This window comes from Methylobacterium sp. Leaf89 (assembly GCF_001422215.1).
GTDB lineage: Bacteria > Pseudomonadota > Alphaproteobacteria > Rhizobiales > Beijerinckiaceae > Methylobacterium.
Genome location: NZ_LMML01000003.1, coordinates 211,680 through 221,706 on the forward strand (window position 1 = coordinate 211,680; position 10,027 = coordinate 221,706).

Annotated in this window: 12 protein-coding genes; 3 read left to right on the plus strand and 9 right to left on the minus strand. The window is 72.9% G+C overall.

Annotated elements, in window-relative coordinates; translation table 11 throughout:
• Positions 1 to 57: 57 nt before the first annotated feature.
• Positions 58 to 1,212 (minus strand): GNAT family N-acetyltransferase, encoded by a 1,155-nt coding sequence (locus tag ASF18_RS01435; protein WP_244472523.1) that lies wholly within the window; start codon positions 1,210 to 1,212, stop codon positions 58 to 60.
• A 299-nt stretch (positions 1,213 to 1,511) separates the two neighbouring features.
• Between ASF18_RS01435 and ASF18_RS01440 the strand changes: the two genes are divergently transcribed.
• On the plus strand, positions 1,512 to 2,552 hold the full coding sequence (locus tag ASF18_RS01440) for a polysaccharide deacetylase family protein (RefSeq protein WP_056348654.1): 1,041 nt from the start codon (positions 1,512 to 1,514) through the stop codon (positions 2,550 to 2,552).
• 5 nt (positions 2,553 to 2,557) lie between these two features.
• On the opposite strand, the gene ASF18_RS01445 is transcribed toward ASF18_RS01440, so the two are convergent.
• The 6 genes from ASF18_RS01445 to ASF18_RS01470 form a co-directional block, all read right to left on the minus strand.
• Entirely contained in the window at positions 2,558 to 2,968 is a 411-nt protein-coding gene (locus tag ASF18_RS01445; RefSeq protein ID WP_056220377.1) for a hypothetical protein, read from the minus strand.
• Between the two features lie 123 nt (positions 2,969 to 3,091).
• Complete coding sequence (locus ASF18_RS01450) at positions 3,092 to 3,310, minus strand: DUF2842 domain-containing protein (RefSeq protein WP_056220380.1); 219 nt, start codon at positions 3,308 to 3,310, stop codon at positions 3,092 to 3,094.
• A gap of 138 nt (positions 3,311 to 3,448) precedes the next feature.
• Positions 3,449 to 4,222, minus strand: a complete 774-nt coding sequence (locus tag ASF18_RS01455) for an ABC transporter ATP-binding protein (protein ID WP_056220383.1) — start codon at positions 4,220 to 4,222, stop codon at positions 3,449 to 3,451.
• A gap of 1 nt (position 4,223) precedes the next feature.
• Positions 4,224 to 4,976 carry an ABC transporter permease gene (locus ASF18_RS01460; RefSeq protein WP_056348656.1) on the minus strand — a complete coding sequence of 251 codons (753 nt, stop codon included), beginning with the start codon at positions 4,974 to 4,976 and terminating at the stop codon, positions 4,224 to 4,226.
• A gap of 145 nt (positions 4,977 to 5,121) precedes the next feature.
• Positions 5,122 to 5,451, minus strand: a complete 330-nt coding sequence (locus tag ASF18_RS01465; protein ID WP_056348660.1) for a hypothetical protein — start codon at positions 5,449 to 5,451, stop codon at positions 5,122 to 5,124.
• A 426-nt stretch (positions 5,452 to 5,877) separates the two neighbouring features.
• A complete protein-coding gene (locus ASF18_RS01470; RefSeq protein ID WP_056348663.1) occupies positions 5,878 to 7,518 on the minus strand; it encodes an inorganic phosphate transporter in 1,641 nt (546 codons plus the stop codon).
• A gap of 457 nt (positions 7,519 to 7,975) precedes the next feature.
• Between ASF18_RS01470 and ASF18_RS01475 the strand changes: the two genes are divergently transcribed.
• Positions 7,976 to 8,209: a GcrA family cell cycle regulator gene (locus tag ASF18_RS01475; RefSeq protein ID WP_055951417.1), complete on the plus strand. Its 234-nt coding sequence runs from the start codon at positions 7,976 to 7,978 to the stop codon at positions 8,207 to 8,209.
• Between the two features lie 80 nt (positions 8,210 to 8,289).
• On the opposite strand, the gene ASF18_RS01480 is transcribed toward ASF18_RS01475, so the two are convergent.
• The gene (locus ASF18_RS01480) at positions 8,290 to 8,904 is read right to left on the minus strand and encodes a hypothetical protein (protein ID WP_056348667.1); all 615 of its coding nucleotides are present in this window, start codon (positions 8,902 to 8,904) and stop codon (positions 8,290 to 8,292) included.
• 321 nt (positions 8,905 to 9,225) lie between these two features.
• Here ASF18_RS01480 and ASF18_RS01485 point away from each other — a divergent pair, with 321 nt between their 5' ends.
• Complete coding sequence (locus tag ASF18_RS01485; RefSeq protein WP_056220398.1) at positions 9,226 to 9,792, plus strand: superoxide dismutase family protein; 567 nt, start codon at positions 9,226 to 9,228, stop codon at positions 9,790 to 9,792.
• Positions 9,793 to 9,843: 51 nt separating this feature from the next.
• Here the strand turns inward: ASF18_RS01485 and ASF18_RS23415 are convergent.
• A partial coding sequence (locus tag ASF18_RS23415) for a hypothetical protein (protein WP_162239148.1) occupies positions 9,844 to 10,027 on the minus strand: 184 nt, incomplete at its 5' end.

A 10,027-nucleotide genomic window follows, 5' to 3' on the forward strand; every position in this document is an offset into this window, starting at 1 on the left:
GCCGGCACCGCCCCCCGCATCCGCGAGGGGCGGTGCCGCGCGTCCGGCGGGACCCCGCTACTCCGCCGCCGCCCGGCGCCGGCGCAGGCGCGTCACCAGGGCCATCAGGCGCGGGTCGCGCTTGATGCGCCGCTTGAGGCGGGCGGCCGCGACGGTCCGGAGGGCGAAGGCCTGGCCGCGCAGGGTCACCGGCAGGGCGACCTCGCCCAGTTCGATGGTCTCGTCGCAGATGCTGCTCTTGTAGCGGGCCTCGCCCACGCCGAGGTCGAAGGTCCGGCGGCCCCGGGCCGTCTGGTCGCCGATGAGGTGGTGCAGCAGGATGTCGCCGGGGCTCGACCGGCTCACGGCCGGGTCGGCGTCGAAGGCGGTGAACATGCCGCTGTAGCGCTGGGCGTCGACCGCCCCGGCGAAGACCGCGAAGATGCGGCCGGTCTCGGTGGCGACGAGGGCCGTCACCTCGAGGACCGACCCGCCCGCCGGGGAGGCCGCCCGGGCGAGGAAGTCGCGCACCGCCGGATCGGCATAAGGGTCGGCGAGACCCATGGCGGCGAAGCGCGCGGCCTTCTGGGCGTAGAACGCGGCGAGAAAGGCCTCGGTCTCCTCGGGGGTCTCTGCGCGCCGGCAGGCCACGGGCCCGAAGGCCTCCACCAGCTTGCGCTCCTTGGCGCGGAGCTTCTTGCGGGCGTCGCTGCTGAAGACGCGCTTCAGCGTCGCGTCCGGATCGGGGCCGAGGATCAGCCCGTAGCCGTCGCTCGGGGCCGGCTCGGCCCGGTGATGCAGGGGATTGGCCGCGCCGTCCCAGAAGCGGGGCTGGTGCGAGAGGGCGAAGACGTCGATCCCGGCCTCCCGGCCGAGCCGGTGCAGGGCCTCGGCGAGGTCCTCCGGGGGCATCGCCGCCGCCTCGCGCGAGGCGAAGAGCGGCATGTGGTAGTTGGCGTGCTTCGCGCCCACCACCCGGGCCACGGTCGCCCCGCCCTCGCGGGCGACCACGAGGGGGAGGAGCACGCGGGGACGCCCGGCCGCATCGCGCAGGACCACGATCCGCAGGTCCGCGCCCGGCGCGGTCCGGGCGAAGGCCGCGACCCAGTCGAAGCGCTGGTAGGGCGTGGCCAGCACGGCCGGATCGGCCTCCAGGGCGCGCCACAGGGCCTCGGCGGCGGCCAGATCGTGGAAGACCTCCGCGGCGAGGCGGGGCCGCACCCGTGCCCGCATCGCTCCGGCTCCGGTCAGTTCATGGGCGAGAACGGCCATGCCATCATCCTTGCCATCATCCTGGGTGACCGGCGGATCGGGATCCGCCGGACGTCTGGGCCGACCCTGGCCCCACAGCCCTTAACCCGGCGGTGACGCCGGGGCGCCACGCTCCCGCTGTCTGCGCGCGTGGGTAACGAAACCTTGCCGGTTGGTGTGGTCCCCTGGGGCGAGGCCGAAACGGATTCACCATGTCCGCTCCTGAGACCCCCGCGACCCAGACGTCCGCGACGCAGCCCCCTGCCGCCCCGGCGCCCCCCTTGAGCCGACGCCACCGCCTGTTCGCCGCCGGCTTCCGGGCCATCGCGGCGAGCCGGGCGGACCTCTGGCTCGGGCCGGTGGCGCGCGGGCGCGGGCTGATCCTGACCTTCCACCACGTCCGCCCCGGGCGTCCGGGGCCCTACGACCCCAACGGGCTCCTGGCCATCACCCCGGATTTCCTCGACCGTACCCTGGCGCTGGTGCGCCGGCGCGGCTTCGAGATCCTTGGCCTCGACGCCCTTCCGGAGCGCCTCGCCGCGGGCGGGCGCCCCTTCGTCGTGCTCACCTTCGACGACGGCTATCGCGACAATGCCGAACACGCGGCCCCGATCCTGCGGCGGCACGGGGCGCCCTGGACGCTGTTCGTCACCAGCGACTTCGCGAGCGGACAGGGGCGCCTGTGGTGGCTCGAACTGGAAGAGGCGATCCGCCGCCTGGATCGGGTCCGGGTGCCGGAGGCGGGCCTCGACCTGCCGGCCCGCGACGCCCACGAGAAATCCGCCGCCTTCGCGGCCGTCTATCGGCGGCTGCGATCGGGCCCGGAGGCGCGGCTCCTTGCGGGTATCGCCGCCCTCTGCGCCGAGGCCGGCCTGGCGCCGGGGCGCATGGCCGGCGGGCTCTGCCTGTCCTGGTCCGAGCTGCGGGATCTCGGCCGCGACCCCCTCGTCACCTTCGGCGCCCACACGATCAGCCACCCGATGCTGGCCAAGCACGGCGAGGCCGTCGCACGCCGGGAGATCGCGGAGGGGCGGGCGCGGATCGCGGCCGAACTCGGCCGCCCGGTCACGCACCTGTCCTACCCGGTGGGCGATCCGACCTCAGCCGGCCCGCGCGACTTCGCCCTCGCCCGGGACCTCGGCTTCGCCACGGCGGTCACGACCCGGCCGGGCCACCTCTTCGCCGCCCATGCGGACCACCTGCACGCGCTGCCGCGGGTCTCGGTGAACGGCCACCACCAGACGGAGGCCGCGCTCTCGGCCCTGCTCTCGGGGGTGCCGTTCCTGGCCTGGAACAGGGGCCGCCGGCTCAACGTCGCTTGAAGCCCTCAGCGCCGGCGGCGGTGTCGGCGAGAGGCGCGGCTCTCGCCGCCCGCGATGGCGAAGCTGACGCTCTGGCGGCCGTGGCGGGCATGGCGGCCGCGCCGCGTGCGATGGCCGATGGAGGCGATCGCCGCCCCCGTCGCCGCGGCGCTCGCGGCGATGCTCTGGGGGATCGCCGCCAGCGCGTTGGCGACCTCGGCCGAGGCGGCGCCGGCGGAGACGCCGCCGGCGACGTTCCTGGCGGCCGGGCCGAACAGGGCGAGGCACTGGTTGTAGGCGAGGTCGTTCTTCAGGCGCTCGCAGTCGGAGACCGAGCGGGGCGCCCCCTGCGCCTGCGCGGGACGCACCGCCAGGAGGGGGAGGGCCGACAGGATCGCGAGGCCGAGCAGAAGCGAGGGCGTGCACAGGCGTGGCATTGAGCGGGACGACGGCCTTTTAACGAATGACACGGCGCGTGTCTGGCGCCCGAGTGCGGCGAAAACCCGACGCCGGCCGCCGTTTTCTTGCCGGTCCGGAGGTTCTCCCCGGTTCCAGCACCCTCAGCCCCGATCCCCGGCGTCGTTCTTGCCCATCCAGCTGATGAGCGGCATCAGCGGGAAGATCCAGGCGATGCCCAGCAGGGCGTAAAGCACCGCCTGCACGGCCGCCGGGGTCTCGGAGATCCGGCTGTCGGCCAGCGCCATGGCCAGCGGCGCGTAGATGATGATGAAGGCCAGCATCACGATCGTGCCGATCAGCGAGCGGGTGCGGCGGCGCATCGGCCTGGTCCTCGAAGCGAACGGGTGTCTCCCAGGGGGGTAGAGCGCCGGGCGAGCGATGGCAACGGCCGGGCCCGCGACCCTTTTCGCATCCCGCCCCGGGGCTTCTTTCCAGGCTCCTTGCCGTAACCCTTCGCCTCAGAGCTCCGCCGAGCGGTTCGACAGCTCCATCCGCAATTGCCGGGCGGCCTCCTGCAGGGCGGCGTCGCGGCGGCGGCGGGGCCGGGGCACCGTCACGGGCATCTCGGCCGCCAGCCGGCCGGGGCTGCCGGCGAGCACGACGACCCGGTCGGCAAGGGTCACGGCCTCGTCGATGTCGTGGGTCACGAACAGGATGGTCTTGCCCGTCGCCGCCTGGATGCGCTGCAATTCATCCTGAAGGCCCTCGCGGGTGAAGCTGTCGAGCGCCGAGAACGGCTCGTCCATGAGGAGCACGTCCGGGTCGACGGCCAGCGCCCGGGCGATGGCGACGCGCTGGCGCTGGCCGCCGGAGAGCTGGTGCGGCCAGCGCTGGCCGAGGTCGCCGAGGCCCACGAGGTCGAGCATCGCCTGCGCCTTGGCCAGGCGCTCGGCCTTGGACAGGCCGCTGCCCTCGAGCCCGAAGGCGACGTTGGCGACGACCCGCCGCCAGGGCAGCAGCCGCGCATCCTGGAAGACCAGGGCCATCGGCGTGCGGCAGTCGGGGCGGGCGCGGAGGCGCACGGTGCCCGAGCTCGGCTTGGCCAGGCCGATCAGCACGCGCAGGACGGTGGACTTGCCGACCCCGGATTCGCCGACGATGACGAGGAACTCGCCGCGGGCCACGTCGAGGTCGAGGTCCTCCAGGATGACGGTCCGGGTGCCGGCGCGCGCGTAGGCGAGGCTCAGGCCCGCGATGGAAATGATCGGCTCAGGCGTGATCGATTCGGGCATCTCAGGCGCGCCACCGTAGGAGCCACCCCTGGAGGGCGACGAAGGCCGTGTCGAACAGGCCGTAGAGGGCGGCCATGGTGAGCATATAGACGACGACGATGTCGGTGGAGAGCAGGCTGGAGGCCTGCATCATCCGGGCGCCGACGCCGGGCACGCCGAAGATCTCGGCGGCCACCACCGCCATCCAGGCCTGGCCCAGCGCCGTGCGCAGGCCGACGAGGATGCCCGGTGTCGCGGCCGGGAGCAGGATCTTGGTGAGCCGGGACCAGGGCGAGCCGAAGCCGAAGGCCTGCGCCACCTCGACGAGGTCGCGGTCGACGCCGCGCACCGCCCCCTGCGTCGCGAAGAAGACGATCCAGAACACGCCGATGGCGATGATGAAGACGGCGGCCTCCGGCTGGACGCCGAACCAGATGATGGCGAACGGCACCCAGGCCAGCCCGGGAATCGGACGCAGCAGGCGCACGATCCAGGCGGTGGCGGCTTCGAACCAGCGGAACATGCCGCTGAGGAGGCCGAGGGCGATACCCGCCCCCGCGCCGACGGCGAGGCCGGTCACGTAGTGGCTCAAGCTCGACAGCACCGCCTCACGCCAGACGCCGAGGCGCACCTCGTTGAGGAAGGCGGCCGGGATCGTGCTCGGCGGCGGCAGGAAGGCCGGGTTGATCAGGCCGAGGCGCGGCATCGCTTCCCAGAACAGCAGGAAGGCGAGGAGTCCGGCCGCCGCCAGGGCGGTGGAGCGCAGGGCCATCATGGCCGGCGCCCCGGCAGGCTGCGGGCCGGACCGGAGCGGGGGCGGTGCCGCGGTAGGAGGGGTCTGGGGGTCATCGGGCTCGTGGGTTGTGAAGGCATCGCGGCGCAGCCGGCCGGAGCGGATGCGGAGGGACGGGTGAGGGCATTCAGGCCCCGCCAGAGGCGGCGGCGCGGGTCCGCGGCCTCACGACGGAGGCGGTCTCGCGGGACCGGCCGGGCGCTGGGCCACCCTGGGCCGGGCCGGTGGAGGCGAACAGGCCGGTGGAGGCGAACAGACGGTGACGCCCTGCAGGCCTCCGCAGCGCCGCGATCGCGCCGGGTGCGCCGACGCGGCCGGCGCGGCGCGCCCGCGCCAGGGCGACGTCGTCATCGTCGCGGAGGCCAGCCAAGCCCGCGACCGCGTGATCCGCGTCGCGGAGGCGCCGTGCGAACGGGTCGCCGATGAAGCCGGCCGTGCCGGTGAGGAAGACGCGCATGGGGTCCCTGGCGGCCGTCCGAACCGGGTCGAGCCTGTCCCCGACCTACACGCAGCGCCGCGCGACCTCAAGAAAGCAGGGGGCCGCCCCCATAGGCCCGCCGCCCCGGAGGCCGTTGGGGTCCGTCATCGCTCCCGGGGGCTCCGTCGGCGATTGTCCCGGCGGGGGTTCGTCGTGCCGGAAACCCGCTTGCACCCCCCGTCATCCCGGGGCCGCGCCGCTCCGGATCCAGACACACAGGTGTGCAGGACCATCGACGGGCGGCGACCCTGGATCGCACGCCGCTGCCCCTTCGGGTCCGGGCTCGCCTGCGGCGCCCCGGAATGGCGGCGCGTCCTCCCCTGCGATCACCCTATCCACGGGGGGCCGCGTCGGGCTGGATCGACCCCTGGGAACAGGGGGGTGGGACGCGATGCGCCCTCGTCGTCAGAACACGTGCCGCAGGATGACGAACAGCCCGCCCGCCAGGGTGATGGCCGCCGGCAGGGTCAGCACCCAGGCAAGCGCCATGTTGCGCACGGTGGCGACCTGCAGGCCCGAGCCGTTGGCCGCCATGGTGCCGGCGACGCCGCTCGACAGGATGTGGGTGGTGGAGACGGGCAATCCGTAGAGCTCGGCCAGCCCGATGGTGCCGGCGGCCACCATCTCGGCCGAGGCGCCCTGGGCGTAGGTGAGGTGGGTCTTGCCGATGCGCTCGCCCACCGTGACGACGATGCGCTTCCAGCCGACCAGGGTGCCGAGGCCGAGCGCCAGGGCGACGCAGACCTTCACCCAGGTGGGGATGTAGCGGGTGCCGTCGTTGAGCAGGCCCTCGTAGGCCTTGAGTACCTTGCCCTCGGCCTCCGGGAAGCTGGCGCCGGCGGCCGGCAGCAGCCGCACCGCGTCGGCGGCGAGGTACATGTCGTTGCGCAGGTTCGGGGTGGCGGCGGCCGGCACCTGGCGGATCGCGCCGTGGCGCTGCACCGAGGCGGCGATGTCGTCCGAGAGGGCGGCCAGCGCCGCATAGACGGCGGGGGTGTTCAGCGCCTTCGTCCGCAGGGCCTCGCCGACCTGGGCCCGGGCGGCCGCCGCATCGGGACGGGCCGCACCCGCGGCCCGGGCGGCGAACACCGTGCGGGCGTCCCGCGACTGCTGCACGAAGACCGGCGTCATGTCGTCCGACATGGTGCGGTTGAGGGCGTAGGCGGTGGGGGCCGCGCCGATCAGGATCAGCATGATCAGGCCCATGCCCTTCTGGCCGTCGTTGCCGCCGTGGAAGAACGACACCAGGGTGCACGTGAGGATGAGGAGGCCGCGGATCCAGAGCGGGGGCGGGGCCTCGCCTGCGGGGGCCTCGTAGAGGTCCCGGCGCCGGACCACCGCCTTCATGGCCACGAGCAGCAGGGCCGCCAGGACGAAGCCGAGGACGGGTGAGAACAGCAGCCCCTCCAGCACCGTCACGGCCTGTCCCCACTCGACCCCGGAGGTGCCCTGGCCCTCGGGCGCCATCAACTGGTTGGCGAGGCCGACGCCGATCACCGAACCGATCAGGGCGTGGGAGGAGGAGTTCGGCAGGCCGAGCGCCCAGGTGCCGAGGTTCCACAGAATCGCGGCGATCAGCAACGCGAAGATCATCGCGTAGCCGGCGGACGAGCCGACCTGCAGGATAAGCTCCACCGGCAGCAGGGTGACGATGGCGTAGGCCACCGCGCCGGAGGACAGCATGACGCCCAGGAAGTTGAAGGCGCCGGACCAGATCACCGCCACCACCGGCGGGAGTGCGTGGGTGTAGATCACCGTCGCCACCGCGTTGGCGGTGTCGTGGAAGCCGTTCACGAACTCGAAGGCCAGGGCGATCAGGAGGGCCAGGGCGAGGAGGGCGAAGGCCCCCAGCGCGAGCGGCGTCTCGCCGACCGCGTTCATGTCGTGGATCAGGCTGTAGCCAGCATAGGCGAGGCCGCCGAGGAGGACGAGGGCGAAGGCCAGGAGGCCCGAGACGGGGATGCGGCCGTCGAGGTTCGGGCCCGGGCGGCGGCCCGGTTCCGCCTGCGGCACCGGGCGGAGTCCGGGGGCGATCGCATCGGCCATGATTCGGGTCTCCCGGCTGGGCGATCGCCGCTGCGGGTCGATCCCGGCAGGATCCCCGCGCGTCCCGGGCTCTATGACGGTTCCGTCTCAGGACGATGACAGCCGGTGGCCTCCTGGCAGCGGCCGGGATGAAACCCATTCTTGGTTCGTAACGGCTGCCGGCCCGGCCCGCAGCGGCTCAAGAAAGCGGCCCGAAACCTGTGCGCTGCAACACACACATGCATCAGCACTTGTTTGCCGAGGGGCAAACCCCAGATATAACAGCATCATGACGCTGTCGTGTCCGGTCTGGCCGCGCTTCCGACCTGCGCAAGGTCCGCGATTCTTCCCATTCATGTCCGCGGGTCGCCCGCTGTGTCCATGCAGGGGAGAGGCCCTCCCGAAGGCGACACGCTCCCGATCCGTCACACGCCGCAGGGCCCCGCCCGCGAAAGCCAGTCCGCGAGTCATTCGATCCATGAACCAGCTTGTCCGCATGTCACAGGTCGGCGAGGCCGATGCCATCGCCGAACCCTCCGCCGAGTTGCGGGTGCCGTTCGCGCAGTCCGGTGCCTTCGTGTGCAAATTCATCATCGGCGAGCCCAACGACCGCGCCGTCTGCTGCGGCGCCCCGGCGCCGGACGGCAAGAGCTGGTGCGCGTTCCACCGCCGCATCGTGTTCGAGCCGGCCCGGCCCGGCCGCCTGCGCTGATCCGCAGACGTCCCATCGCGCGCTCACCCCAACCCCGTCGGTCCCCCGGCGGGGTTTTCCTATGCGGAACCGGTCGCATCCTAGTCGTCGCCCTCCTCCTCGTAGGGGCGATAGGTGCGTAGGCGCCGGCCGTCGGGGAACTCGACGCTGCGGGACCGCACCACGAGGTACCCGGCCTCCTGGGCCTGGCGGATCCGGCGGGCCCGGTCGTCCTCGTACCCGAACGGGCCAGTCGATTCCGGGACGACGCCGTAGCTGTAGCGCATCACCGGCGGGCGCGTCGTGACGCGCCGGACGGCGGGGTCCTGGCGGTCTTGGGCGCGCGCCACCGTCCGGACGGCAGGACGACGCGCCGGGGATGCCGTTGGGCGCGCGACCCGCACGCGTGCTTGGGTATTCCCACGCGCGCTTTTCGGCGTCCGGACCGCCGCGTGCGTCGGGCGCCGCGCCTCGGCAGGCGCCGCGGCCGCCTGCTCGGGCGCCTCGGGCTTGGTGACCGGAGCCTTGGTCTGCGAGGATTTGGCCAGCGAAGCCTTGGCCAACGGAGCCTTGGCCTCGTCGGTCCCCCGGGGCGGCGGGTCGGTCCAGGTCCGCCCGGAAGCGGAGGACGGTGGCGTCTGCGCATGCGCCAGGACGGGCAGAAATCCCAGCATCAGAGCGAGGAACCCGAGGCGGCGGAGGGCTGCGAACGTCATGGGAATCTCCCAACGAGTCTTACGCTGCAATCGATGTTCATGCCGCGCCAAGATCTGCGGACCGTCCACCGGCGGAAACTTGGCGGATCGGACGCCGACATTGGCCCCGTCACGGGAAACTTAGCGAAACCTTAAGAGTTCGTCCACGTACGGCAACCACCTGGGTGCCGCAGGACACAGCTGTCCGCGAGGGCCCGGCATCTGGCCTCGCCGCTCCAGGCATGGGAAAGGTCGGGCAACCCGGCATTGCCGTGGAGCCCCCCGCGACCATCTTCGTTGACGCTCCACCGGCGTACCCGGCATGGAGAGGAGAGCCATTTCATGAGACGACTTCCGTCGGTCCTTGCCCTCGCGGCCAGCACGGCCTTCGCCGCCCAGGCGGCCCTCGCGCAGCCCGCCGCCCCGGCGGCGCCCGCGGAGGCAGCGCCCCCTGCGGCCCCGCAGACCTTCGAGAGCCCGATCCAGAACGGGAAGGGCGAGCCCATCGGCAAGATCATGATCCGCGACGGCGCCAGCTCCCTGGTCATGCGCGTGACGATCCAGCCCGGCGGCCTGCCCCCCGGCTGGCACGGCATCCACTTCCATGCCGTGGGCGATTGCTCGGACACCGCGAAGTTCGAGAAGTCGAAAGCTCACGTGAACCACGACCAGAGCAAGCACGGCCTGCTCAATCCCGAGGGTCCGGACGAGGGCGACCTGCCGAACGTCTTCGCCAATGCCGACGGATCGGTGAACGCGGAGGTGTCGAGCGAGACACCGCTGACCGGCGAGGGTGCCCTCAAGGACGGCGACGGCTCGGCCCTGATCATCCACGCCAACGAGGACGATCACACCACCCAGCCCATCGGCGGGGCCGGCGCCCGCATCGCCTGCGCGGTGATCAAGTAGGCCTCCGTTCGACCCCGCGGAGCCGAGGGCTCCGCGGGGTGCGGGACGACGCTACTTCTGGACGACGCTGACGAGCTTGGCGCCACGCGCCTTCCGCTCGGGCAGGGCGTTCTTGACGGTCTTGAGGATGCCGGCGGCGTCGAGGCCGGCCTCGGCGTACATGGCGTCCGGTGCGTTGTGGTCCTGGTAGGTGTCCGGCAGCGTCAGCGTGCGCACCCGGACCCGGCCCGCATCC